We start from the raw sequence: 23,896 nt of genomic DNA, 5'->3' as shown, positions 1-23,896 counted from the left end.
ATAAGTCTCCTGGCGTCTAGCCACGGGGGAACTTATCGTAGCGAAAACGCTACACCGGAACGTTTTCAATACACCACTGATCGGCCTTCGCTATGCAAGGCTTTGATCCAGATAGGCTTTTTTTCCGCCGTCGATCTGTAGCGAATTCGCTACATGACGGTTGAGCAAATGTTTTTAGATTCATCACAACTGTCTGATTTATAACAATAAAATTATATTGGCCGCGTTTTTGCTAAGGACTTTCCCATTCTAATCCCGTCCACCAGACGATTCTGGCCCTGAGGAGTTTCCATGAGCGAATTGCGTTTTACTGAAGATCACGAATGGCTGCGCGCCGAAGCCGACGGCAGCGTCACCGTGGGTATTACCGCGTTCGCGCAAAACGCCCTGGGCGATGTGGTGTACGTGCAATTGCCTGAGCTGAAGGCCTACGACCAGGGTGCCGAAGCCTCCACCGTGGAGTCGGTCAAGGCTGCCAGCGGCGTGTACATGCCCCTGACCGGCGAAGTGCTGGAAGTGAACGACAAGCTCAGCGACAGCCCGGATTTGGTCAACGAAGACCCGATGGGCGAAGGCTGGTTCTTCCGCTTTAAACCGGCTGATGCCACTGCGGTAGCTAAGCTGTTGGATCAGGACGCATACGACCGCCTGATCAAAGCCAACGCCCAAGCTTGAGGAGCGCGCCATGACCGTTAATTTGAGCACCGCCAACGAGTTTATCGCCCGCCATATCGGCCCGCGCCAGGATGACGAGCAGCAGATGCTCGCGACCCTGGGCTTTGATTCCCTCGAAGCCCTGAGCGCCAGCGTGATCCCGGAAAGCATCAAGGGCACCGCCGTGCTCGGCCTTAGCGATGGCCTGAGCGAAGCCGATGCCCTGGCCTCGATCAAGGCCATCGCCGCCAAGAACCAACTGTTCAAGACTTACATCGGCCAGGGCTACTACAACTGCCACACACCGTCGCCGATCCTGCGCAACCTCCTGGAAAACCCGGCCTGGTACACCGCCTACACGCCGTACCAGCCGGAAATTTCCCAGGGTCGCCTGGAAGCGCTGCTGAACTTCCAGACCCTGATCAGCGACCTCACCGGCCTGCCGATCGCCAACGCCTCCCTGCTCGACGAAGCCACCGCTGCCGCCGAAGCCATGACCTTCTGCAAGCGCCTGAGCAAGAACAAGGGCAGCAACGCGTTCTTCGCGTCGGTGCACAGCCACCCACAGACCCTCGACGTGCTGCGCACCCGTGCCGAGCCGTTGGGCATCGACGTGGTGGTGGGCGATGAGCGTGAACTGACCGACGTCAGCCCGTTCTTCGGCGCGCTGCTGCAATACCCGGCCAGCAACGGTGACGTGTTCGACTACCGCGAACTGACCGAACGCTTCCACGCCGCCAACGCCCTGGTGGCCGTGGCCGCGGACCTGCTGGCCCTGACCCTGCTGACCCCACCGGGTGAGTTCGGCGCCGACGTGGCCATCGGCAGTGCGCAACGCTTCGGCGTGCCGCTGGGCTTTGGTGGCCCGCACGCCGCTTACTTCTCCACCAAGGACGCGTTCAAGCGCGATATGCCGGGGCGTCTGGTCGGTGTGTCCGTAGACCGTTTCGGCAAGCCGGCCCTGCGCCTGGCCATGCAGACCCGCGAGCAACATATCCGCCGCGAGAAGGCTACCAGTAACATCTGCACCGCCCAGGTACTGCTGGCCAACATCGCCAGCATGTACGCGGTGTACCACGGCCCCAAAGGCCTGGTGCAGATCGCCACGCGCATTCATCACCTGGCCGCGATCCTGGCCAGTGGCTTGACCGCGCTGGGCCTCAAGGTTGAACAAGAGACCTTCTTCGACACCCTGACCCTGGCCACCGGCGCCAACACTGCTGCCCTGCACGACCAGGCCCGTGCGCAGCGCATCAACCTGCGCGTCGTGGACGCGGCGCGCCTGGGCCTGTCGGTGGACGAAACCACCACCCAGGCCGACATCGAAACCCTGTGGAGCGTGTTCGCAGGCGGCAAAGCCCTACCGGACTTCGCCGCCCTTGCAGCCAGCGTCGACAGCACCCTGCCTGCCGCATTGCTGCGCCAGTCGCCGATCCTCAGCCATCCGGTGTTCAACCGTTATCACTCGGAAACCGAGCTGATGCGCTACCTGCGCAAGCTGGCCGACAAGGACCTGGCGCTGGATCGCACCATGATCCCGCTGGGCTCGTGCACCATGAAGCTCAACGCCGCCAGTGAAATGATCCCGGTGACCTGGGCCGAGTTCGGCGCCCTGCACCCGTTCGCCCCGGCCGAGCAAAGCGCCGGCTACCTGCAACTGACCAGAGAACTGGAAGCCATGCTTTGCGCGGCCACCGGTTACGACGCGATCTCCTTGCAACCGAACGCCGGCTCCCAAGGCGAGTACGCAGGCCTCTTGGCCATCCGTGCCTATCACCAGAGCCGTGGCGATGAACGTCGCGATATCTGCCTGATTCCTTCGTCGGCCCACGGCACCAACCCGGCCACCGCCAACATGGCCGGCATGCGTGTGGTCGTCACCGCCTGCGACGCCCGGGGCAACGTGGACATCGAAGACCTGCGCGCCAAGGCCATCGAGCACCGCGAGCACCTCGCCGCGCTGATGATCACCTACCCGTCGACCCACGGCGTGTTCGAGGAAGGCATCCGCGAAATCTGCGGGATCATCCATGACAACGGCGGCCAGGTGTATATCGACGGCGCCAACATGAACGCCATGGTCGGCCTGTGTGCCCCGGGCAAGTTCGGCGGCGACGTGTCGCACCTGAACCTGCACAAGACCTTCTGCATCCCCCATGGCGGTGGCGGCCCGGGTGTGGGCCCGATTGGCGTCAAGTCGCACCTCACGCCATTCCTGCCCGGCCACGCGGCCATGCAGCGCAAGGAAGGTGCGGTGTGTGCAGCACCGTTCGGCAGCGCGAGCATCCTGCCGATCACCTGGATGTACATCAGCATGATGGGCGGCGCGGGCCTAAAGCGCGCTTCGCAGTTGGCGATCCTCAATGCCAACTACATTTCCCGTCGCCTGGAAGAGCACTACCCGGTGCTGTACACCGGCAGCAACGGCCTGGTGGCCCACGAATGCATCCTGGACCTGCGCCCACTCAAGGACAGCAGCGGCATCAGCGTGGATGACGTGGCCAAGCGCCTGATCGACTTTGGGTTCCATGCGCCGACCATGTCGTTCCCGGTGGCTGGCACCTTGATGATCGAGCCGACCGAAAGCGAATCCAAGGAAGAACTGGACCGCTTCTGCGACGCCATGATCGCCATCCGCGAAGAGATCCGCGCAGTGGAAAACGGCACCTTGGACAAGGACGACAACCCGCTGAAAAACGCTCCGCACACGGCAGCTGAAATCGTCGGTGAATGGAGCCATCCGTACAGCCGTGAACAAGCGGTGTATCCGGTAGCGTCGCTGATCGAAGGCAAGTACTGGCCGCCGGTGGGCCGGGTCGACAACGTGTTTGGCGATCGCAACCTGGTGTGTGCGTGCCCCTCGATCGAGAGCTACGCGTAACCTGAGCGGTAGAACGCGGTCAATGTGGGAGCTGGCTTGTCGGGTCGCCGCATCGCCGCGATAGTGGTGTATCAGTAACAGAAACGTTGCCTGACCCACCGCTATCGCGGCGATGCGGCGACCCGACAAGCCCAGCTCCCACAGGGATCGGGTACAACCGAAAATCTGCGCCCAATAATAAGAAACCGGAGAACAACTCATGTCTTTAAGCGTGTTCGACCTGTTCAAGATTGGCATCGGCCCCTCAAGCTCTCACACCGTCGGCCCGATGCGTGCCGCCGCCCGATTCGTCGAGGGCCTCAAGCGCGATAACCTGCTGGACGCCACCGCCAGCATCAAGGTGGAGCTCTACGGATCTCTGGGTGCCACCGGCAAAGGCCACGGCAGCGACAAGGCCGTGTTGCTGGGCCTGGAAGGCGAACACCCGGACACCGTGAACACTGAAACCGTGGCCGCGCGCCTGGCACAGATGCGCAGCGACGGTCGCTTGAACCTGCTCGGTGAACACAGCATTGCGTTCAACGAGAAAGAACACCTGGCGATGATTCGCAAACCCCTCGCCTATCACCCCAACGGCATGATCTTTCGTGCGTTTGACGCCGCCGGCATCCAGATTCGCAGCCGCGAGTACTACTCGGTGGGCGGCGGTTTTGTGGTGGATGAAGACGCCGCCGGCGCCGACCGGATCGTCGAAGATGCCACGCCCCTGACCTTCCCCTTCAAGCACGCCAAGGATTTGCTGGGCCATTGCGCCACGTATGGGCTGTCCATCAGCCAGGTGATGCTGACCAACGAAAGCGCCTGGCGCCCGGAAGCCGAGACCCGCAGCGGCCTGCTGAAGATCTGGCAGGTCATGCAGGACTGCGTGGCCGCCGGTTGCCGCAATGAAGGCATCCTACCTGGCGGCTTGAAGGTCAAGCGCCGTGCGGCCGCGTTGCATCGCCAACTGTGCAAGAACCCGGAATCGGCGCTGCGCGACCCGCTGTCGGTGCTGGATTGGGTCAACCTGTATGCCCTGGCGGTCAATGAAGAAAACGCCAACGGCGGGCGCGTGGTCACGGCGCCCACCAACGGTGCCGCCGGGATCGTGCCGGCGGTATTGCATTACTACATGCGCTTTATTCCCGGTGCCAATGAAGACGGCGTGGTGCGCTTCCTGCTCACCGCCGCGGCCATCGGCATCCTCTACAAAGAAAACGCCTCGATCTCCGGGGCCGAGGTCGGCTGCCAGGGTGAAGTGGGCGTGGCCTGCTCCATGGCCGCCGGGGCCTTGTGCGAAGTGCTGGGCGGCACGGTTTCCCAGGTGGAAAACGCCGCTGAAATCGGCATGGAGCACAACCTCGGCCTGACCTGCGACCCGATTGGCGGTTTGGTGCAGGTGCCCTGCATCGAGCGCAACGCCATGGGCTCGGTGAAGGCGATCAATGCGGTGCGCATGGCCTTGCGCGGCGACGGGCAGCACTTCGTGTCCCTCGACAAGGTGATCCGCACCATGCGCCAGACCGGCGCCGATATGAAAAGCAAATACAAGGAAACCGCCCGTGGCGGTTTGGCCGTCAACATTATCGAGTGCTGATGCTTATAAATGCGCCAGCACGTTTTTCAGGAGCTGAATATGTCCACCCAAACCCTGTTGAAAACCCCGCTGCACGCCCTGCATCTTGAACTGGGCGCGCGCATGGTGCCGTTCGCCGGCTATGACATGCCGGTGCAATACCCTCTGGGCGTGATGAAAGAACACCAGCACACCCGTGAGCAGGCCGGGTTGTTTGATGTGTCGCACATGGGCCAGATCCGCCTGACCGGTGCCAACGCCGCCAAGGCCCTGGAAACCCTGGTGCCGGTGGATATCATCGATCTGCCCGTGGGCATGCAGCGCTACGCCATGTTCACCAACGACCAGGGCGGCATCCTCGATGACCTGATGGTCGCCAATCTGGGTAACGACGAGCTGTTTCTGGTGGTCAACGCCGCCTGCAAGGATCAGGACCTGGCGCACCTGCGTCAGCATCTGGGCGAGCAATGCCAGATCGAGCCGCTGTTTGAAGAACGCGCCCTGCTGGCCCTGCAAGGCCCGGCGGCAGTCAAGGTGCTGGCGCGCCTGGCACCGGAAGTGACCAAGATGACCTTTATGCAATTTGCGCCCCTGCGCCTGCTGGGGGTGGAGTGCTACGTCAGCCGTTCCGGCTATACCGGCGAAGACGGCTTTGAAATCTCGGTACCTGCGGCCAACGCCGAGAGCCTGGCCCGCAGCCTGCTGGCCGAAGCCGAAGTTGAAGCCATTGGCCTGGGCGCCCGCGACTCCCTGCGCCTGGAAGCCGGCCTGTGCCTCTATGGCCACGATATGAACACCGAGACCACGCCGATTGAGGCCAGCCTGCTGTGGGCGATTTCCAAGGTGCGTCGTGCCGACGGCGCGCGTGCCGGCGGTTTCCCGGGCGCAGACCGGATCTTCACTCAGCAGCAGACCGGCGTCAGCCGCAAGCGCGTCGGCCTGCTGCCCCAGGAACGTACGCCGGTGCGTGAAGGTGCAGAAATTGTCGACGAACACGGCACCGTAATCGGCAGCGTGTGCAGCGGCGGCTTTGGCCCCAGCCTCGGCGGCCCGCTCGCCATGGGCTACCTCGACACAGCCTTTACCGCGCTGGATTGCGAAGTCTCAGCGCTGGTGCGTGGGAAAAAGGTGCCACTTCGTGTAAGTAAAATGCCATTCGTGCCACAACGTTACTACCGTGGCTGATTGACTGTTCCTATAAGTAACGCGGTTGTGTTCATTTGCACTAATCTGTAACGCAACCGCCATAAAACAGTGCACTGACGATAGTCAATGTTATGTCGATTAACCTATAACAAGTGATCCACGCTATCGAATAACACAGCCCGACAATAGTTGACCGAAGTGTCATGAAGGCGAGTAAATACGCGGCTTGCAGAGGGCTTGTTTTTTCTGTCTTAGTTGTCGTAGAGTTTGCTCACTGTGTTTGCATGGGTCGCTTGGAACCTGGACCTGGGCAGTAGCCAAAGTTCGCTACAACCCGTTCGACGTCTCTTACTTTCCTGCAACCCAGCCCAGTACTCTTTCAGGTGAAAGGGGCTGTCATTAATTTTTAGCGTCAAGGAAATAAGAAAATGGCTGAACGTCAGAGCGGTACCGTCAAGTGGTTTAACGACGAGAAAGGGTTTGGTTTTATCACTCCAGAAAGCGGTGCGGACCTGTTCGTGCATTTCCGCGCTATCCAAGGCAACGGCTTCAAGAGCCTGAAAGAAGGCCAGAAAGTGACCTTCATCGCTGTGCAGGGCCAAAAAGGCATGCAGGCTGACGAAGTACAAGCAGAAGGCTGATCCTTACTGCGACAAAAAGCCTCTGGTGGTGACATCAGAGGCTTTTTTATGTGCGTTTGTCCGTAAAATGGCTTTTTTCCTCCAGAGAGCCGAGCCATGTCGAAACACCTGCTGAGCCCCCAAGGCGAATTCCCCGCCGTTGGCCTGGGCCGTCGTCTGGCAGCGATGTTCTATGACTTCCTGTTATGTACCGCCCTGCTGATCGTCACTGCCTTCCTCTATAAGCTGGTGTGGATCGCCTTTGTGGGTGAAGCAAAAATGCGCACGCTCTCGGAATCCGGCGCGCTGGACGGTGATCCGCTGCTGTCGACGATTCTGTTTTTTGTACTGTTTGGTTTCTTTGCCAAGTTCTGGACCCATTCCGGGCAGACGTTGGGTATGCAAGTGTGGGGCGTACGCGTGCAGAACGCGGACGGCTCGCGCATCAGCCTGTGGCAGGCGCTGTTGCGTTTTGTGGTGTCGATTGCATCGTGGTTATGCGCAGGGTTGGGGTTTATCTGGTCGCTGGTGGACAAGAAACAGCGGGCTTGGCATGACATCTATTCCGACACGCAGCTGGTGCGGATCCCGAAGAAAAAGAAATAGCCCCAGGCCAATGAGATCCAAATGTGGGAGCGGGCTTGCCCGCGATAACGGTGTGTCAGTCACTACATGTGCAGACTGATCCACCGCTATCGCGGCGATGCGGCGACCCGACAAGCCCGCTCCCACATTTTTTACTGCATCTGCCGTGGATCAGGCGTTGCCCGCCAGCTTCAGGCGTGCCGCCTGGGTAAAGTCCAGCATGCGCTTGAGCGGGCGCACGGCATGGGGGATCAACGAGGGTTCGACAAAGATCTCGTTGCTGCCTTCACGCAGGCATTGCAACGTGCGCTCCAGGGTATTCATCGCCATCCACGGGCAGTGCGCGCAACTGCGGCACGCCGCGCCGTTACCGGCGGTTGGCGCTTCGACAAACACCTTGTCCGGGCACAGCTGCTGCATCTTGTAGAAAATGCCACGGTCGGTGGCGACGATAAACGTCTTGTTCGGCAAGCGCTGCGCCGCCGCGATCAACTGGCTGGTGGACCCCACGGCGTCGGCCAACTCGATGACCGAGGTCGGTGACTCCGGGTGCACCAGGATCGCGGCATCCGGGTACAGCGCCTTCATGTCTTCCAACTGCTTGGACTTGAACTCTTCGTGGACGATGCAGGCACCGTCCCACAGCAGCATGTCGGCACCGGTCTGGCGCTGGATATAGGTGCCCAGGTGCTTGTCCGGGCCCCAGATAATGGTCTCGCCGTTATCCATCAGGCTTTCGACGATTTCCAGGGCACAGCTGGACGTTACCACCCAGTCGGCCCGGGCCTTGACCGCCGCCGACGTGTTGGCATACACCACCACGGTGCGCTCCGGATGCTGGTCGCAGAACGCCGAGAACTCTTCCACCGGGCAGCCAAGGTCCAGAGAGCATGTGGCTTCCAGGGTGGGCATCAGGATGCGTTTTTCAGGGGTGAGGATTTTCGCCGTCTCGCCCATGAAGCGCACGCCGGCGACCAGCACGGTCTTGGCCGGGTGGGCGGCGCCGAAGCGGGCCATTTCCAGGGAGTCGGAAACACAACCGCCGGTTTCTTCGGCCAGGGCCTGAATCACCGGGTCGCAGTAAAAGTGCGCCACCAGCACCGCGTCTTGAGCCTTTAGCTCGGCAGCAATGGCAGAACGTAAGCTTGCCTCTTGCTCGGCACTGAGCACCTTGGGTTGCTTGGCATCGAGGTGGGCTTGGACCAGAAGGCGTTCGGAAATTTGCGTCATGTTCGCAAGACCTACAGGCGCAGTTGCGCGAAAGTCGAGTGTACCACCGGCTCTGGAGCCCTTCGGGCGCCGCCGGACGAAGTGATTGTGTTCATCAAGCACGGGTTAAAGTGAAGCTGCGCAAGGCTACAGAATATCGATTGGATTCAAAAGCCTAATCTGGGATTGGCGGTGCCATGGAAAAGACCCACTTGCGCCAGTTGTGAAGAAACCTCGACAAAGGGTAGCATTGAGAATAATTACCATTAGCTCATCCAGGCGCTGAACCTGATGACGGAGTGCGCTCGCGGCATGCCTCAATCTCCTGATCCTTCCGATGTCGGCTGGCTCTATCAAGAGCACCACGGCTGGGTGCGCGCCTGGCTGCACAAGAAACTGGGCAATACCAGCGACGCCGCCGAGTTGGCCCACGATGTGTTCGTGCGGCTGCTGGTCAAACCCAGAGCCTTTAATAGCGAGGGGCACGCACGGGCGTACCTGAGTGCGATTTCCCGACATGTGTGCGTAGACTTCTGGCGGCGCCAGCGGGTCGAGCGGGCCTGGCTGGAGGTATTGGCCAGCCGCCCCGAACACTGCATGCCGTCGGAAGAACACCGGGCCATGGTGCTGGAGGCCCTGCAGCAGGTGCAGGCAATGCTCGAGCGCCTGCCGCGCAACGTCGCCCAGGCCTTTATGCTCGCGCAACTGCAAGGCCTGAGTTACCAGGCCATCGCCGATCAATTGGGCGTCAGCGCCCGCACCGTCACCCATTACATGTCCCAGGCCATGTTCCAGTGCCTGTTGCTGGAAGCGGAACTGGACGAGGCATTGAGCTGATCGATGCCGGCCCCCACACCTGACCATCAAACCCTGCAGGAAGCCGCCGACTGGTTCGCCCGTCTGAGCAGCGAGCCGCACAACCTGGCGCAGCAGCACGCCTGGCAGCAATGGCTCGACCGCAGTGACAGCCATCGCCAGGCCTGGCGCTATGTGGAACGGGTCAGCCAGCGCTTCGCCCCGTTGCAGGACGACAGGGAGACGGCCAGCCGCACATTGCAGGCCCTGCATCACACCCCCACTTCGCGACGCCAGGTGCTGCGAACCCTGTCGGTCATCAGCGGCGGGCTGTTGCTGGGTGGGCTTGCCTGGCGCCACGCGGCACTGACCGAACAGCTCCTGGCCTGGCAGGCAGGTTATCGCACAAGCACCGGGGAAATCCTCGAACGGACCCTGGCCGACGGCTCGCGTATCTGGCTCAACAGCGCCACCGCGCTGGATGTTGCGCTAAGCACCTCACAACGCAGCCTGCGCTTGTACGAAGGTGAAGTCCTGATCGCGACCGGAAGCGACCCGCGCCCGTTTATCGTGCACACCGCCCAAGGCAGCCTGTCCCCCCTGGGTACCAGGTTCAGTGTGCGCGAACGGGCTGCGCGGACCCAGCTCAATGTCTATGAGGGGGCGGTGCAGGTTCGTTGCGCCGCAAGCCATCACACCCGCGTGGCCAAGGCCGGCGAAGGGCTGTCATTCGACAGCCACGGCACCACGCCTCCCGAGCCTGCGCAACCCGGGCGCGAGTCATGGAGCAAGGGGATCCTGCTGGCGCAAGACATGCCCTTGCCACAGTTTATCGAGGAGCTGGCCGACTACCGTCGCGGGCACCTGGGACTCGACCCTGGCCTCGCACACCTGCGAGTCATGGGCACGTTCCCGTTGCACGATACCGATCAGGTCCTGGCCATGCTTGAAGGCGTATTGCCGATTCGCATGGAGCAAACGTTCCCTGGCTGGACCACCGTGAAGCCGCGCTAGATATTTTTATACCGGCACTTCCTGATTTTCATTCTCATTCGATTTAGCTAGTGACGATGGCTTGATGCCACCCCCAAAAGGATCCCAAGATGTCACTACGCCCCCATTCCCCGCTGCACGTATTGGCCTATTCGGTGGCTATCACCCTGAGCAGCCTCAGCCCTGCCGCCTGGGCCGAAGACCAGCATTACCAGATTGCCGCCGGGCCACTGGCCAGCCAACTGAACCTGCTCTCGGCCCAGGCCGGGATTTACCTTGCGGGAGATGCCACCCTTACCAACGGCAAAACCAGCCAGGCCATCAACGGTACATTTTCCGTCGACCAGGCATTGCAATTGCTGCTGGCCGACACCGGCCTGATCGCCGTGCCCGTAGGCGAAGGTCGTTATCAGTTACAGGCGGCCCCAACCTCCTCCTCCGCCCTGGAGTTGAGTAGTACCACCATTTCCGGCAAGGCGCCGGGGTCCACCAGTGAAGGTAATGGCTCCTACACCGCCTACTCCTCCAGCAGTTCTACGCGGCTCAACCTGACCCAGAAAGAAACCCCACAGTCGGTCACGGTGATCACCCGCCAACGCCTGGACGATCAGAAACTCAACAACCTCACCGATGTACTTGAAGCCAGCCCCGGGATCGCCGTGACCCGCGCCGGCCTGGGGACCGAGAATGACAGCTACTGGTCCCGTGGTTTCCAGATCCAGAACTTCGAGATCGACGGCGTCCCCACCTCGACCCGCATGGACAACTACACCCAGAGCACGGCCATGTACGACCGTGTGGAAATCGTGCGCGGCGCCACTGGCCTGATCAGCGGCATGGGCAACCCCTCGGCGACCATCAACCTGATTCGCAAACGCCCCACGGCCCAAGCCCAGGCAAGCATCACCGCCGAAGCCGGTAGCTGGGACCGCTATGGCACCGGTGTCGATGTCTCCGGGCCACTGACCGAGACCGGCAACATCCGCGGGCGCCTGGTGCTGGACTACAAGACCGAGCAGGCCTGGGTCGATCGCTTCAAGCAGGATTCACAACTGATCTACGGCATCACCGAGTTCGACCTCAGCGACGCCACCCTGCTGACTGCCGGCTTCAGCTACCAGAAGACCCAGGTGGATGCGCCCCTGCGCGGCGGCTACCAGACGCTGTTCAGCGATGGCCAGAAAACCCACATGAAGCGCTCCCTCAACAGTGCGCCGAACTGGTCGTATAACGACCATGACCAGACCAACTACTTCACTTCCATCGAACACCAGTTCGATAACGGCTGGAGCGGCAAGATCGAATACGGTCACACCGAGAACAAGTTCGACGAGTTCTTTTCGTTCACCATCGGCAGTCTCGACCAGGCCACCGGCTCCGGCGCCTCGTTGTTGCCGGTGCGCTGGTCAGGCACGCCGCGCCAGGACAGCCTCGACGCCTACTTCACCGGGCCGTTTTCCGCGTTCGGTCGCGAACATGAGCTGATCACCGGCATCACTGCCACCGATTACGAGGAACACACCCCCAACTACAACGACTGGCTGTGGGACTACGGCTTCAAGGTGCCGGACTACCGCACCTGGAACGGTGACTCGCCCAAGCCCGCTACGCCAGTGGTGGGTAAAGGCAGCATCCGCGAGAAACAATACGCCGCCTACCTCACGTCGCGCCTACACCTGACCGACGACTTGAGCCTGATCCTCGGCGGGCGGCTGACCGACTGGAAGCGCGATACCAACACCCTGCTGTATGGCGCCGGAACCAGTTCGGTCAAGGAACGGGAAACCGGCGTGTTCATTCCGTACACCGGGGTGGTCTACGACCTGGACCACAACTGGTCGCTGTATGCCAGCTACACCAAGATCTTCAACCCGCAAGCCTCCTACGTGCGCGACATCAACCGCGGCGCGCTGCCACCCCTGGAGGGCAAGGGTTATGAAGTCGGGATCAAGGGCAGTTTCTACGATGAGCAACTGAACGCCAGCCTGGCGCTATTTCGGCTTGAGCAAGACAACCTGGCGGTGTGGCAGTCCGACACCCAGGCCTATCGCATCGAACAAAGCGCCAAGACCCAAGGCGTCGAACTGGAAATGAACGGCGAGCTGGGCGAAGGCTGGCAGGCGTCGGCCGGCTATGCCTACAGCGTCACCACCGATGCCGATGACAAGCGCATCGTCACCGCGCTGCCGCGCCATATGCTCAAGACCTTCACCTCCTATCGCCTGCCAGGCATGCTCGACAAAGTCACTGTCGGCGGTGGCGTGAACTGGCAGACCAAGACCGGCGAGGACTTGCACTATTACCACCAGGGCAGCTATGCCATCGCCAACCTGATGGCCCGCTACGATATCTCGAAAAACCTCAGTGCCACGGTCAACCTCAACAACGTCTTTGACCGCGAGTACTACGCCCGGGTGTACTCAGAAGGGGTGTATGGCGCGCCGCGCAACTTCATGACCAGCCTCAAGTACAACTTCTGAAGCAGGCTGTGCTAGCGCGCGGGAACGTTACCCATCTCGGTCGCCAGGTCCAGCCAGGCCCGCGCTGCAGGCGGCAAATGAGCATTACGCCGCCAGGTCAGGGCGATATGCCAGTCGGTCTGGGGCTCATCCAGGGATATCAGGGCAATGCCGGCATGCAGGTGCTTGTAGGCCAGCATGCGCGGCAGGAAGGCGACTCCCAGGCCCGCGCCGACCAGGTCGACGATAAAGTCGATCTGGGCACTGCGCACCGAAACCTTCGGCGATACGCCCCGCCGCTCGCAGGCGGAAAGGATGATGCGGTTCAGGGCAAATCCAGCTTCGAACAGTATGAACGGCGAGTCGGACAAGTCGGAAAAATCCACACTGTCGCGCCCGGCCAATGGATGGCTGCTGGGCAGGACCACCATCAATGGCTCGACGCGCACGTCCTGATACTCAAACTCGCCCTCCACCGGCACCAGTAGCGCGGCTACATCCACCTCCCCCGCTTGCAGGCACTCAGCCAGCTTCTTGCTGCCATGCTCGATCAGCTCGATCTCGATCTGCGGATAACGCTGGCGGTACACCGCAAACATCGCCGCAAACAGTTCACCACTGCCCACCGGCGGCAAGCCAATACGCAGCACGCCGCGCTTGAGCCCCAGCAGGTCATTGATCTCGGCCACCAGGTCACTGCGCTCGGCAAGCAACACCAGAGCGCGACGGTAGGCAATTTCACCCGCGGCTGTCAGTTCGTTCTTGTGGCCGATGCGGCTGAACAACGGTGTGCCTAACTCCTCTTCCAGGGTCTTGACCGCTTTGCTGACACTCGATTGCGTGAGCGAAACCATCTCGGCCGCTTGTGAGAAACTGCCTTGGCGCACCACTTCGACAAAGGCTCGCAGCGTTCGCAGATTCATGACTATTCCATTTGCGACTTGAATGAAGTTGGAAAAGTTGTTTTTACCATGAAAGGCCTTTGACTATCCTCCACCCACCGTTTTCTTTATTCCGGGGCCTCACTGTTCATGATCATTTCGTCTGCATCGGATTACCGCGAAGCCGCACGTCGCAAACTGCCGCGTTTCCTGTTCGACTACATTGACGGTGGCGCGTACGCCGAGCACACCCTCAAGGCCAACAGTTCGGACCTGGCAGACATCAGCCTGCGCCAGCGCGTCCTGCGCAACGTCGAGAGCCTGAGCCTGGAAACCACCCTGTTCGACCAACCGCTGGCGATGCCGGTGGTCATGAGCCCGGTGGGCCTGACCGGCATGTTTGCCCGGCGCGGGGAAGTGCAGGTGGCCAACGCGGCGGCCAATAAAGGCATTCCTTTTTGCCTGTCGACCGTGTCGGTGTGCCCCATCGAGGAAGTAGCGTCGCAGACTGCGCAGTCGATCTGGTTTCAACTGTATGTGCTGAAAGACCGTGGCTTCATGAAAAACGCCCTGGAGCGTGCGCAAGCCGCCGGGGTGAAAACCCTGGTGTTCACCGTCGACATGCCCACCCCCGGCGCCCGCTACCGCGATGCCCACTCCGGCATGTCCGGCCCGTACGCCGCCCAGCGACGCATGTTGCAGGCAGTGACCAAACCGGCCTGGGCGTTTGATGTGGGGCTGATGGGGCGCCCGCACGACCTGGGCAACATCTCCAAATACCTCGGCAAGCCGACCCACCTTGAAGACTACATCGGCTGGCTGGCCACCAACTTCGACCCCTCCATCAGTTGGAAAGACCTGGAGTGGATCCGCGAATTCTGGAAAGGCCCGATGATCATCAAGGGCATCCTCGACCCACAGGACGCCAAGGATGCGGTGAGCTTCGGTGCCGACGGCATCGTCGTGTCCAACCACGGTGGCCGCCAGCTCGATGGCGTGCTGTCCACCGCCAAGGCCCTGCCCGAGATCGCCCAGGCGGTCGGCAGCGACCTTACGGTACTGGTGGACTCCGGGGTGCGTTCGGGGCTGGACGTGGTGCGCATGCTCGCCCTCGGCGCCCGTGGCGTATTGCTGGGACGAGCGCCTGCCTACGCTTTGGCCGCGGATGGCCAGCGTGGTGTAGAGAATTTGCTGGAGATCTTTGCCAAGGAAATGCGCGTGGCCATGACCCTGACCGGGGTTACGTCGATTGCGCAGATCGATGAGTCAATCCTGGTGCGCGGGCAGATTTGACCCGCCAGCGTCAGGCTTCGCTGATCTTGCTGACACTGGTGATCTGCCCATTCCAGACCATCTCGTAATGGGCGGCCTGGACAATCGACGACACCGGCCTGGGCGTCAGCAACGCCCAGCAGTGATCGCCTTCTGAGCGCACCGACAGGTAACGCAGGCCGGGACAACCGGCCTTCTTCAGCGCGCCGCCCAAGCGCTGGGCGTGGCTGTAGTCGTCAGGGTCGTAGATCGGATCGCTCATCGGCACCGACACCGCATCCTTCATCGAGTCACCAGCAAAGCTGCACGACAACCCGCGAAAGACAAAGCGCTCATAGTTAAGGCCGTGGACCCCGGACCAATACTGGTTCTGGTGATGACGCACCTCTGCCAGCGCCGTTTCGATGGTGGCCGCCAAGTACAGCACGCCAAAATCCCCAGCGCTGAAACGCGATCCGGCCGGATTGACGTGGGTGAACGGCGCAATCGCGTAGGAGCATCCCACAATCCCGAAGGGGATTTCCCTACGGGGTATCAGCTCGATACGACCGAGCTCATTGCCCAGCCGCGGGTTGGTCAGGGCCTGGATCTGATAAAGCGCCTCAAATTCGTCGGCATCCGCCACATCGTCAAACAACGCAATCGGCGGGAATTTGGAATTGACCAGGCGATAGGCCTGCAACGGCCCGCTGGGCAAATCGCCCAACTGGCTCACCGTCACCATTGCGCACCGCGCAGCACATCGATCCGGCGGAAGGTTTCGTACAGGGAAATCATGTCGCCCTGGGCCATGATCTCCAGGGGTGAGCGCCCGTTGAAGAAGCTGTTGTGGTTGGCCATTGCAGGGAAGCCGTACACATTCTCGGGGTTATCGAACACCATGCGCAGCGTGGCATGGATGTTCAGCACAAAGCTGATGCGCTGCATCTGGTCGGAATCCAGGCTCACGGACCACGCGGCCTCGCGCTGCCGGGCGCGGGTGTAAGTGCTGCGCGAAATACGCAGGATGCGGCAGGCCTGGTCGCTGCTGGCCTGCCATTTTTCCAGGATGCTCACGGCCGCCCGGAGTCCGGCGACACATTGCTGGCGGGTAAACGGCTGTGCTTGCAGGGCTAGGCTCATGGTTGCCACCTCAGAATAAATCTACAGACTCAAATATAGACAAATAGAATCTGTAGAGCAAATCCGTGCAACGTCAGCCGTTACAACCAAAGAGCACAGTGCCAGAGTCGAATTATTTCGAATCGCACTTTACCGTTTGATGGGTGAGAATAGTTCCCGTCTACCTCTTCCCGTGTCTATTTGTATATGAGCCCCCAAGAAATGGAATTCAACGCGCCTTCTCCCTCCCGCTGGCTACTGGCCTTGTTCGGTGCGAGCCTGCTGTCACTGGCCGGTTGCCAGAGCCAAACGCCAGAGCAGGCGGCGGCCTCGGCGGCGGCACAGGTGCAACAAAAAGACGAAAAATTCATCCATACCTTCACCACGATACTGCGCAGCTACGCCCTGGCCGCCAATGAAAACGAGCTGACGGGGGTGATGAACATGATCATGACCGTCGACGCGCAGAACCACGTCGTGGACTGTTCGGCCAAACGCGGGACCCTGCTGCCCAACGAGGGCCAGAACAACCTGCGCCAGGCCAAGCTGGCCAAACTGGTGACTGAACTGTGCTGGACCACCCTCTTTCCCGAGGTCTCGCCCAAGGTCTTCGCCAACGCCAAGGACACCCAGGTGATTGTCGCGCCCATGGTGTTCACCCCTCTGATGGGGCTTTCGGATGAACAGCAACAACTGCAGAAAACACGAATCGACCTGTATAGGCAGATACGTTTTTTCCGTGAACAGCTGTTTGTCGGGCATGACATCCAGAGTATTGGCGTCGCCAGCTTCCACCTCATCGCCGATGCGCAAGGCAAAGTGAATGAGTGCATGGTCAACCTGAATCAGAGCCCGTACCGTTTACAGGGCTTCAAGGTAGATAGCGCGTTGCAGCAACGCCTTGTCACGCAGTGCAAACTGCTGGACCTGCGAAAGATGCCGGGGTTTGCCAACTACCCCAAGGGCCTGCCCATGGGGTATGTGCAGGTGGACTACAGCCCGTGGATGAATGGGCATAAGCAGCCTTGAGGCTAACGCTGGTGCGGGGCTCTCTGGGTTTCACATCAGCAAGCTCAAACACCTCCCACGAACTTATAACGTCACCCGACATTATTCATAACAATTATAAAAAACCTCAAACATCTCATGAAACCTGTCAACTATGACAGTAGACACATCCCAAAAACCCAGAGCATAGTTTCATGTGGGGAAACGCACATCTAGAGGAATCATAAAATGAAAAGCTCAATCATTGGATTTCTTCTAGCATTTGCAGTTCTGCTTCAAATGCAAGCAGCCAGTGCTGAAGACAACAACACATGTAAAAATGCCTGGCAGAGTAGCCCTGCCTATCAGTCCTGCAGCAAGGGAGACACTGTGCCGGCGGGAAACGCCGGCGTCATTCAAGTAGTGCGACTCAACGCCGAGGGCGCTTGCTGGATTACCGCAAGCTGTCGTATGGCCAACGGTGGAGATTTCATAACCTCCTTCAATGGCCCCGCAGCGGAGGTAAAAACCATAAATAACTGTAATGGAACTTTAAAGGCGTCGTCGTGCTAGTTGTCTAGTGACGCGGTATTAAAATGCGACATCAATTCTGATCTTGCACACCTGCCAAGTAAGTACAACTGCACAGTTTACTTACTTGGCATAACCTCTACTGTTCTGAAAAAGCGGACCCGGCTGGGTTTACCTGGCGACAGCTACAAATAATGGCTTGGGTGTTGTATCCGCAGTCGAAGACGGTGCTGCTAGTCGATGCGAATGTCGTGTCACCCTTCAGGCGAGCCATCGAGCCCGCGCTTTTGTCCCAGGCAAAAAAAAACCCGGAAATCCTCACTTGCGTGGGCCTTCCGGATTTTCTAAACCGCCAAAAATGGTGGGTCGTGTGGGATTCGAACCTACGACCAATTGGTTAAAAGCCAACTGCTCTACCAACTGAGCTAACGACCCGCTGTGTGGTGGCGCGTATAATACTGATTTCTAAGGATTATTCAACACCTTATTTTAAATAAATCAGAAATAACGCGTTGGGTCAGTAATTCCGGCCGCTTGGAAGCCTTCGGCGCGCAGGCGGCAGCTGTCACATTTCCTACAAGCACGACCGTCATTGTCCGCCTGGTAGCAGGAAACAGTCAGCGAGTAGTCGACACCAAGCCCTACACCCGCCTTGACGATATCCGCCTTGCTCAGGTTTTGCAGTGGCGCCTGGATACGGAAGCCATGCCCTTCTACGCCAGCCTTGGTCGCCAGGTTGGCCATGCGCTCGAACGACTCGACGAACTCTGGGCGACAGTCCGGGTAGCCGGAGTAATCCACCGCGTTGACGCCGATAAAGATGTCACGGGCGTTAAGCACCTCTGCCCAGCCCAGGGCCAGCGACAGGAACACGGTGTTACGGGCCGGCACGTAGGTGACCGGGATGCCCTCAGTGGGCGCCTCAGGCACGTCAATGGAGCTGTCGGTCAGGGCCGAGCCGCCAATGCCATTGAGGTTCAAGCCGATCACCTTGTGCTCCACCACGCCGAGGTCGTGGGCGACACGGGCGGCGGCGTGCAACTCGGCATGGGAGCGCTGGCCATAGTCGAAGCTCATGGTGTAGCAGCTATAGCCCTCGGCACGCGCCATCGCCACCACGGTCGCGGAGTCGAGGCCGCCAGATAGCAGGATTACGGCACGTTTTTGATCAGTCGTTTGTTCAGTCATTTCAGCGTCCTGGCTCGTCGTTCCAAAGGTATTTATGCAGCTGCAATTGCAGGCGCACCGGCAGATTGTCCGCGACCACCCAATCTGCGAGGTCGCGAGCGTTCAAGTCATGGTGGCTTGGAGAGAACAGCACCTCGCCGGCGCGTCGGTCCAGGCCGTACTGGATCAGCTTGGAGTTGGCCCAGTCATAATCGTCCCTCGAGCAAATGACAAACTTGACCTGGTCGTTGGCGGTCAGCAGCTCGATATTCTCATAACGGTTGCGATGCGCTTCCTTGGAGTCCGGGGTCTTCAAGTCAACCACGCGGCTGACGCGCGGATCGACCGCGGAAATATCCAGGGCGCCACTGGTTTCCAGGGACACCTCGTAACCGGCGTCACACAACTGCTTGAGCAAAGGAATGGCATTGGGCTGGGCCAGCGGCTCGCCGCCTGTTACACAGACGTAGCGCGGCCGGAAGCCTGCAACCTGCTCCAGGATGTCGTCGAGGGTACGAATGGTGCCGCCGCTGAAGGCGTAGGCGCTGTCACAGTACTGGCAGCGCAACGGGCAGCCGGTGAGGCGCACAAATACTGTGGGCAGGCCGGCAGTGCGCGTTTCACCCTGTAACGAGTAAAAAACTTCGGTGATGCGTAATGTGTCTTGCATAGTCGCCACGGGCGTAACAGCTAAACAGGCTGTCCGCCTCCGTCAGGCACTTCATGGGATCCCGGCAAAGCGTGAACCCCAGAAAGCGTATTTCATAAAAGGGCGTGGATTCTAACGAAAAAACCCGCGACAGGCGCGGGTTTCTTCCAAGCGGGACAGCAATGCTTACAAGCGTTGCAAATCACGCTGAGCCAACTGGGCGGCAGAGGTACCCGGATATTGGGCCACTACCTGCTGAAGAATGCCTTTGACCTTGTCGGTATGACCCAGGCGGCGCTCTACATCAGCCAGTTTGTACAGCGAATCAGGCACCTTGGCGTGCTTGGGGTAAAGCTGGCTGACCTTGGCAAACGCCTGGCCTGCACCCTGCAAATCACCCTTGGCCAGGTTGACCTCACCCAACCAATACTGGGCATTACCCGCGTACTGGCTGTTTGGATAACGACCCAGGAAAGCGGTGAACGCCTTGCTGGCCTTGTCGAAATCCTTGGCCTTGATCAGGTCGAAGGCTGCGTCGTAATACAGCTTTTCCTTCGCCGGATCAGCCGGTTCGCTGCTGGCGGCAGGGGCCTGAGTGGCGCCTGCGGCTGCACCACCGGCGGCGCTTGCGGCGCCACCGGCAGAAGAATTATCAGGAGTAGCGGCTGGTGTAGCACCGGCTCCTATACGTCGGTCAAGATCCTGGTAACGCTCCAGGCCTTCCTGCTTGAGCTGACGCACTTCATTTTGCAGAACTTCAATGGTGCCTTGTTGCTGCGCCAATTGATCCTGCATGCGTTGCAGTTGGTTGAACAGTTCGCCCTGTGCCGAAGGAGCGGCCGTGGCCGCTCCCCCCGCATAGGCGCCGTTCGTGCCATAACCTGCCGGTGGATAGCTGCTCCCACTATTGTTATAGCCAGAGTTGCTATCTTCCACGGGAACCGCAGCCCACACCGCAAGCGGTGCAAGGCTGAGAGCCAATACGGTTACAACACGACGGCACGTTCGCATGACGAATTACTTACGCAGTTCGACGCGACGGTTTTGAGCCCAGGATTGCTCGTCGTTGCCGGTAGCAACTGGACGCTCTTCACCGTAGGAAACCAGTTCCAGCTGAGCTGGGGAAACACCTTGCAGTACCAGGTAGCGCTGAACGGCTTTCGCACGACGCTCGCCCAGTGCCATGTTGTACTCACGAGTACCACGTTCGTCGGTGTTGCCTTCCAGAACAACGCGAGCGCCGTTACCTTTCAGGTCTTTCGCGTGAACGTCCAGAGCGCGCATGGCTTCTGGCTTCAGGTCCGAACTGTCGTATTCGAAGTAGAAAGTGGTGATCGCGCGCAGAGCAGCTTCTTCGCTCAGGGAGCCGTCAACTGCACCAGTGTTGGCGCCGTAACCAGCGTTTGGATCAACAGCTGCGCCTTCACCGGCATTGTCGCCGCCTTTAGACGAGCAACCAACGGCTACGGACAGAGCCAGAGCCAGAGCAGCAAACTTACCAAACTTCAGCATTTCCATCGTGAAACTCCTAATGAACCCCAGTGTGTTAAGTACTTCTTTTTGTAGCGCCGCGTCAGTTCAGGTAAGGGGACCAGGACGGTTCTCTGACTTCGCCTTGTGCGGTAGGAAGCGGGAGCCTTACGCGTCCATTAATGGACACGAGCATCAAGACTCCCCGGCCCTGCTGGCGGGTGGCGTAGATTACCATGGTGCCGTTGGGCGCGACAGTAGGCGACTCATCAAGAGTGCTATCTGTGAGGATTTTTACGCTTCCGCGCTGCAAATCCTGGGCCGCCACCTTGAAATTAGTGAAACCATCCTGGCGATGGATCATTACCAGGGTCTTTTCATCCGCCGAAAGCTTCGGATTGGCGTTGTAGTTACCAATAAAGGTCACACGCTCCGCACCACCACCGCCAACGCTGCTCTTGTAGATCTGCGGTTTGCCGCCACGGTCTGACGTGAAGTAGATGGTCGAACCATCCTTGCCCCAGAACGGCTCGGTGTTGATACCAGGGCCGGAAGTGACACGGGTGATCTGGCGCGAACCGAGGTTCATCACGTAGATATCCGGGTTACCGTCCTTGGACAGTACGAATGCCAGGCGATTGCCATCCGGCGACCAGGCTGGGGCACCGTTCAGGCCTTCAAAGTTGGTGATCTGCTCACGGCGACCGGTGTCGATGTGCTGGACGAAGATGCGCGGACGCTTCTGCTCGAACGACACGTAGGCAATACGCTTGCCATCTGGCGCAAAACGCGGCGACAGGATCGGCTCGCGCGATTGCAACAGGGTCACTGCACGGGCACCGTCGTAGTCCGAACGTTGCAGGGTGTAGCGGGTGTTGTTCACCGAGAAACGCTCAGCCGTCACGTACAACATGCGGGTAGAGAACGCACCCTTGATACCCACCAGTTTCTCGAACGACTGGTCGGCAATGTAGTGCGCCATGTCCCGCAGTTGGTCAACGCTGCCCGACACGCTACCGGTCAGCACTTGCTGCTCGGTGGCCACGTTGAACAGAGCGTATTGCACCTGCAAGCGACCGCCTGCTGGAACGATGCTACCTACCATCAGGTACTGGGCGCCCAGGGCTTTCCAGTCACGGTAGATCACTTCGCTGCCTTGGGTCGGCTGGCTGATCATGTTCTGTTTCGGAATTGGCGCGTAGTAACCCGAGTTGCGCAGGTCATTACCAATGATTTCCGCCATATCGTCCGGCAGAACGCTGCCGCCCTGCCAGCCAAACGGTACAACCGCAATCGGGGTGGCCCGATCGCTACCGCTGGTTACCAGGATGTTCTTTTCATCCGCCGCCGCTATCCCTGCCATACAGCAAATAACGACAAGCATTCCTCGAAGAAGGTTTCTCACAAGGCTAGATCCTCAGGTGTGAATGTCATCTTGAATGAACGATAGGGAGCGAAGTCGCTTGGTTTCATTCCCTGCATCTCGGTCAACCGGCCAATATTCTTGACCGCTGCAACCGCTGAACTGTCGAACGAACCGTCGCCACTGGACTTGGCCACGCTGACCGAAGTCACCGTACCGTCTGGCAACATGCCGATCTGCAGCACGACTGTCATGCCTTTGCGTGCCGAAGGTGGACGTGTCCAGCCTTCTGCTGCGCGAGCGCGAATCAGATCGTCGAAACTGCCCGCGACTTCGTCACCACGTTCATCGGCCAAGGCCTGCTGACGTTGCGGCGTGTCGGAAAGCAAATCTGCCAAGGCCTGGGCCTTTTTATCTTCGGCGGATTTACGTGCTGCTTCCTGGGCCTTTTTCTTGGAGGCGTCGGCGGCAGCTTTCTTCTTCGCATCATCGGCGATTTTCTTCTTCGCCTCGTCTGCTTCAGCTTTTTTCTTGGCGTCTTCGGCGGCTTTCTTCTTCGCGTCTTCGACTATCTTTTTCTTGGCTTCTTCAGCGGCCTTTTTCTTGGCCTCTTCTTCAGCCGCTTTCTTGGCTTCTTCTTCAGATTTCTTCTTGGCTATATCAGCCAGTTGTTTCTCTTCGGCTTTTTTGGCTTCGGCAGCTTTCTCGGCTTTCTTGGCTTCATCAGCCTTTTTCGCCTCGTCGGCCTTCTTCGCTTCGTCAGCCTTTTTCGATTCTTCGGCCTTTTGAGCCGCCTCGTCTTTCTTTTGTTCCGCAGCAGCCTTCACCGCTTCCTGCTCGACCTTCTTCTGTTCCATCTGTTCGACTTCAGTCTGGCGCGCAGCCGACTTCTGGGCCTCACCGGCAATCTTCTGATTGGTCTGGGTGGTGGCCTGACTTTTCGATTTCAGCTGATACAGGGTCGCCTGCACGATCGGCTTGGCTGGCGGCAGCTCCGGGGTCATGGCAAAGCTGACAAACAGCATGCCAAACACCAGAACGTGCAGGGCAATCGCCCAGACGCTAGGCCAGAAGAAGCTTTCCGAGGCGGACGGCTCTCGCTGTTGCTGCATCAGGGCGCCTCGGTAATCAAGCCAACATTACCGACCCCGGCCTTCTGCAGCCCGCCCATGGCGCCCATGACGGAGCCGTAGTCGACCGACTTGTCACCGCGGATGAACACCTGGGTGTGCTTGCCGCCTTCATTGCCGGCGCGGATGATTTTGGTCACGGCGTCGGTCATCTGCGGCAAGGTCATGGCCTTGTCCTGTTGCTTCTGGGTGTCGACTTCGCTGCCAAGGTTCCAGTAATAGGTCTTGTCAGCCTTGATCGAAATGGTCAGGACCTGGGTGTTGTTGTCCTGCGGCAAGGCTTCGCTGGAAACCTTGGGCAGATCAACCTTCACCCCCTGATTGAGCATCGGCGCGGTCACCATGAAGATCACCAGCAGCACCAGCATCACGTCGATGTAAGGCACTACGTTCATCTCGGCGACCGGCTTGCGCTTTTTGCGAGCTCGAGCGATTAAAGCCATTGGGA

The 23,896-nt window shown here is 59.7% G+C and carries 22 protein-coding genes and 1 tRNA gene; 11 read left to right on the top strand and 12 right to left on the bottom strand.

Going from position 1 to position 23,896, the window contains the following annotated elements; genetic code table 11:
- Nucleotides 1-291 precede the first annotated feature (291 nt).
- From gcvH to HBO12_RS08285, 6 genes are all read left to right on the top strand, one after another.
- The gene (gene gcvH, locus HBO12_RS08310; RefSeq protein WP_170041906.1) at nt 292-675 is read left to right on the top strand and encodes a glycine cleavage system protein GcvH; all 384 of its coding nucleotides are present in this window, start codon (nt 292-294) and stop codon (nt 673-675) included.
- A 10-nt stretch (nt 676-685) separates the two neighbouring features.
- Nucleotides 686-3,535, top strand: coding sequence for an aminomethyl-transferring glycine dehydrogenase (gene gcvP / locus HBO12_RS08305; protein WP_170041905.1), 2,850 nt, complete (start codon nt 686-688; stop codon nt 3,533-3,535).
- Between the two features lie 199 nt (nt 3,536-3,734).
- Nucleotides 3,735-5,111 (top strand): L-serine ammonia-lyase, encoded by a 1,377-nt coding sequence (locus HBO12_RS08300; protein ID WP_170041904.1) that lies wholly within the window; start codon nt 3,735-3,737, stop codon nt 5,109-5,111.
- Between the two features lie 39 nt (nt 5,112-5,150).
- On the top strand, nt 5,151-6,275 hold the full coding sequence (gene gcvT / locus HBO12_RS08295) for a glycine cleavage system aminomethyltransferase GcvT (protein ID WP_170041903.1): 1,125 nt from the start codon (nt 5,151-5,153) through the stop codon (nt 6,273-6,275).
- Nucleotides 6,276-6,664: 389 nt separating this feature from the next.
- Nucleotides 6,665-6,877 carry a cold-shock protein gene (locus HBO12_RS08290; RefSeq protein ID WP_004887993.1) on the top strand — a complete coding sequence of 71 codons (213 nt, stop codon included), beginning with the start codon at nt 6,665-6,667 and terminating at the stop codon, nt 6,875-6,877.
- A 96-nt stretch (nt 6,878-6,973) separates the two neighbouring features.
- Complete coding sequence (locus HBO12_RS08285) at nt 6,974-7,462, top strand: RDD family protein (protein ID WP_029300279.1); 489 nt, start codon at nt 6,974-6,976, stop codon at nt 7,460-7,462.
- A 150-nt stretch (nt 7,463-7,612) separates the two neighbouring features.
- On the opposite strand, the gene nadA is transcribed toward HBO12_RS08285, so the two are convergent.
- On the bottom strand, nt 7,613-8,671 hold the full coding sequence (nadA, locus tag HBO12_RS08280) for a quinolinate synthase NadA (RefSeq protein WP_029300280.1): 1,059 nt from the start codon (nt 8,669-8,671) through the stop codon (nt 7,613-7,615).
- A 291-nt stretch (nt 8,672-8,962) separates the two neighbouring features.
- On the opposite strand from nadA, the gene HBO12_RS08275 reads away from it, so the two are divergent.
- From HBO12_RS08275 to HBO12_RS08265, 3 genes are all read left to right on the top strand, one after another.
- Entirely contained in the window at nt 8,963-9,487 is a 525-nt protein-coding gene (locus HBO12_RS08275) for a sigma-70 family RNA polymerase sigma factor (RefSeq protein ID WP_170041902.1), read from the top strand.
- Between the two features lie 3 nt (nt 9,488-9,490).
- The gene (locus HBO12_RS08270; RefSeq protein ID WP_170041901.1) at nt 9,491-10,459 is read left to right on the top strand and encodes a FecR domain-containing protein; all 969 of its coding nucleotides are present in this window, start codon (nt 9,491-9,493) and stop codon (nt 10,457-10,459) included.
- Nucleotides 10,460-10,548: 89 nt separating this feature from the next.
- Complete coding sequence (locus tag HBO12_RS08265; RefSeq protein ID WP_170041900.1) at nt 10,549-12,918, top strand: TonB-dependent siderophore receptor; 2,370 nt, start codon at nt 10,549-10,551, stop codon at nt 12,916-12,918.
- Nucleotides 12,919-12,929: 11 nt separating this feature from the next.
- Here HBO12_RS08265 and HBO12_RS08260 read toward each other — a convergent pair whose 3' ends face one another.
- A complete protein-coding gene (locus HBO12_RS08260; protein WP_169954675.1) occupies nt 12,930-13,820 on the bottom strand; it encodes a LysR family transcriptional regulator in 891 nt (296 codons plus the stop codon).
- A 108-nt stretch (nt 13,821-13,928) separates the two neighbouring features.
- Here HBO12_RS08260 and lldD point away from each other — a divergent pair, with 108 nt between their 5' ends.
- On the top strand, nt 13,929-15,071 hold the full coding sequence (gene lldD, locus HBO12_RS08255; protein WP_169954674.1) for an FMN-dependent L-lactate dehydrogenase LldD: 1,143 nt from the start codon (nt 13,929-13,931) through the stop codon (nt 15,069-15,071).
- Nucleotides 15,072-15,081: 10 nt separating this feature from the next.
- Here lldD and HBO12_RS08250 read toward each other — a convergent pair whose 3' ends face one another.
- Both HBO12_RS08250 and HBO12_RS08245 read right to left on the bottom strand, forming a co-directional pair.
- A complete protein-coding gene (locus tag HBO12_RS08250) occupies nt 15,082-15,774 on the bottom strand; it encodes an RES family NAD+ phosphorylase (RefSeq protein WP_169954673.1) in 693 nt (230 codons plus the stop codon).
- Nucleotides 15,768-16,172, bottom strand: coding sequence for an antitoxin Xre-like helix-turn-helix domain-containing protein (locus HBO12_RS08245; protein WP_169954672.1), 405 nt, complete (start codon nt 16,170-16,172; stop codon nt 15,768-15,770). Before HBO12_RS08245 ends, HBO12_RS08250 begins: the two co-directional genes overlap by 7 nt.
- A gap of 186 nt (nt 16,173-16,358) precedes the next feature.
- On the opposite strand from HBO12_RS08245, the gene HBO12_RS08240 reads away from it, so the two are divergent.
- Entirely contained in the window at nt 16,359-17,180 is an 822-nt protein-coding gene (locus tag HBO12_RS08240; protein WP_170041899.1) for a hypothetical protein, read from the top strand.
- Nucleotides 17,181-18,028: 848 nt separating this feature from the next.
- Here HBO12_RS08240 and HBO12_RS08235 read toward each other — a convergent pair.
- The 8 genes from HBO12_RS08235 to tolR all read right to left on the bottom strand — a co-directional run bounded on the left by HBO12_RS08235 (nt 18,029) and on the right by tolR (nt 23,882).
- Nucleotides 18,029-18,104 (bottom strand) — tRNA-Lys (locus HBO12_RS08235).
- 63 nt (nt 18,105-18,167) lie between these two features.
- Nucleotides 18,168-18,857, bottom strand: a complete 690-nt coding sequence (gene queC, locus HBO12_RS08230; RefSeq protein WP_169954669.1) for a 7-cyano-7-deazaguanine synthase QueC — start codon at nt 18,855-18,857, stop codon at nt 18,168-18,170.
- A 1-nt stretch (nt 18,858) separates the two neighbouring features.
- Entirely contained in the window at nt 18,859-19,506 is a 648-nt protein-coding gene (queE, locus tag HBO12_RS08225) for a 7-carboxy-7-deazaguanine synthase QueE (protein ID WP_057441364.1), read from the bottom strand.
- Between the two features lie 165 nt (nt 19,507-19,671).
- A complete protein-coding gene (gene ybgF, locus HBO12_RS08220) occupies nt 19,672-20,496 on the bottom strand; it encodes a tol-pal system protein YbgF (RefSeq protein ID WP_169954667.1) in 825 nt (274 codons plus the stop codon).
- Between the two features lie 6 nt (nt 20,497-20,502).
- The gene (pal, locus tag HBO12_RS08215; RefSeq protein ID WP_029300299.1) at nt 20,503-21,003 is read right to left on the bottom strand and encodes a peptidoglycan-associated lipoprotein Pal; all 501 of its coding nucleotides are present in this window, start codon (nt 21,001-21,003) and stop codon (nt 20,503-20,505) included.
- Between the two features lie 55 nt (nt 21,004-21,058).
- Nucleotides 21,059-22,339, bottom strand: coding sequence for a Tol-Pal system beta propeller repeat protein TolB (gene tolB, locus HBO12_RS08210; RefSeq protein WP_169851059.1), 1,281 nt, complete (start codon nt 22,337-22,339; stop codon nt 21,059-21,061).
- A gap of 17 nt (nt 22,340-22,356) precedes the next feature.
- Nucleotides 22,357-23,430 (bottom strand): cell envelope integrity protein TolA, encoded by a 1,074-nt coding sequence (tolA, locus tag HBO12_RS08205; RefSeq protein ID WP_029300302.1) that lies wholly within the window; start codon nt 23,428-23,430, stop codon nt 22,357-22,359.
- The gene (gene tolR, locus HBO12_RS08200) at nt 23,430-23,882 is read right to left on the bottom strand and encodes a protein TolR (RefSeq protein ID WP_162473200.1); all 453 of its coding nucleotides are present in this window, start codon (nt 23,880-23,882) and stop codon (nt 23,430-23,432) included. Before tolR ends, tolA begins: the two co-directional genes overlap by 1 nt.
- Nucleotides 23,883-23,896 lie beyond the last annotated feature (14 nt).

Origin of the sequence: Pseudomonas sp. WS 5059 (genome assembly GCF_012985525.1) — a bacterium.
In the GTDB taxonomy this organism is placed as follows: domain Bacteria; phylum Pseudomonadota; class Gammaproteobacteria; order Pseudomonadales; family Pseudomonadaceae; genus Aquipseudomonas.
The sequence above is the reverse complement of the archived record's forward strand: the minus strand, read 5'-3'. Positions and strand labels throughout refer to the sequence as shown.

Excerpts from the sequence above, each read along its gene's own strand:
- queC (WP_169954669.1), bottom strand. The coding sequence starts at position 18,857 with ATGACTGAACAAACGACTGATCAAAAACGTGCCGTAATCCTGCTATCT.
- tolA (WP_029300302.1), bottom strand. The coding sequence starts at position 23,430 with ATGCAGCAACAGCGAGAGCCGTCCGCCTCGGAAAGCTTCTTCTGGCCT.
- HBO12_RS08300 (WP_170041904.1), top strand. The coding sequence starts at position 3,735 with ATGTCTTTAAGCGTGTTCGACCTGTTCAAGATTGGCATCGGCCCCTCA.
- tolB (WP_169851059.1), bottom strand. The coding sequence starts at position 22,339 with ATGCTTGTCGTTATTTGCTGTATGGCAGGGATAGCGGCGGCGGATGAA.
- pal (WP_029300299.1), bottom strand. The coding sequence starts at position 21,003 with ATGGAAATGCTGAAGTTTGGTAAGTTTGCTGCTCTGGCTCTGGCTCTG.
- ybgF (WP_169954667.1), bottom strand. The coding sequence starts at position 20,496 with ATGCGAACGTGCCGTCGTGTTGTAACCGTATTGGCTCTCAGCCTTGCA.
- queE (WP_057441364.1), bottom strand. The coding sequence starts at position 19,506 with ATGCAAGACACATTACGCATCACCGAAGTTTTTTACTCGTTACAGGGT.
- HBO12_RS08285 (WP_029300279.1), top strand. The coding sequence starts at position 6,974 with ATGTCGAAACACCTGCTGAGCCCCCAAGGCGAATTCCCCGCCGTTGGC.
- HBO12_RS08245 (WP_169954672.1), bottom strand. The coding sequence starts at position 16,172 with ATGAGCCTAGCCCTGCAAGCACAGCCGTTTACCCGCCAGCAATGTGTC.
- HBO12_RS08290 (WP_004887993.1), top strand. The coding sequence starts at position 6,665 with ATGGCTGAACGTCAGAGCGGTACCGTCAAGTGGTTTAACGACGAGAAA.
- nadA (WP_029300280.1), bottom strand. The coding sequence starts at position 8,671 with ATGACGCAAATTTCCGAACGCCTTCTGGTCCAAGCCCACCTCGATGCC.
- lldD (WP_169954674.1), top strand. The coding sequence starts at position 13,929 with ATGATCATTTCGTCTGCATCGGATTACCGCGAAGCCGCACGTCGCAAA.
- gcvP (WP_170041905.1), top strand. The coding sequence starts at position 686 with ATGACCGTTAATTTGAGCACCGCCAACGAGTTTATCGCCCGCCATATC.
- gcvT (WP_170041903.1), top strand. The coding sequence starts at position 5,151 with ATGTCCACCCAAACCCTGTTGAAAACCCCGCTGCACGCCCTGCATCTT.
- HBO12_RS08240 (WP_170041899.1), top strand. The coding sequence starts at position 16,359 with ATGAGCCCCCAAGAAATGGAATTCAACGCGCCTTCTCCCTCCCGCTGG.
- HBO12_RS08265 (WP_170041900.1), top strand. The coding sequence starts at position 10,549 with ATGTCACTACGCCCCCATTCCCCGCTGCACGTATTGGCCTATTCGGTG.
- gcvH (WP_170041906.1), top strand. The coding sequence starts at position 292 with ATGAGCGAATTGCGTTTTACTGAAGATCACGAATGGCTGCGCGCCGAA.
- HBO12_RS08250 (WP_169954673.1), bottom strand. The coding sequence starts at position 15,774 with ATGGTGACGGTGAGCCAGTTGGGCGATTTGCCCAGCGGGCCGTTGCAG.
- HBO12_RS08260 (WP_169954675.1), bottom strand. The coding sequence starts at position 13,820 with ATGAATCTGCGAACGCTGCGAGCCTTTGTCGAAGTGGTGCGCCAAGGC.
- HBO12_RS08270 (WP_170041901.1), top strand. The coding sequence starts at position 9,491 with ATGCCGGCCCCCACACCTGACCATCAAACCCTGCAGGAAGCCGCCGAC.
- HBO12_RS08275 (WP_170041902.1), top strand. The coding sequence starts at position 8,963 with ATGCCTCAATCTCCTGATCCTTCCGATGTCGGCTGGCTCTATCAAGAG.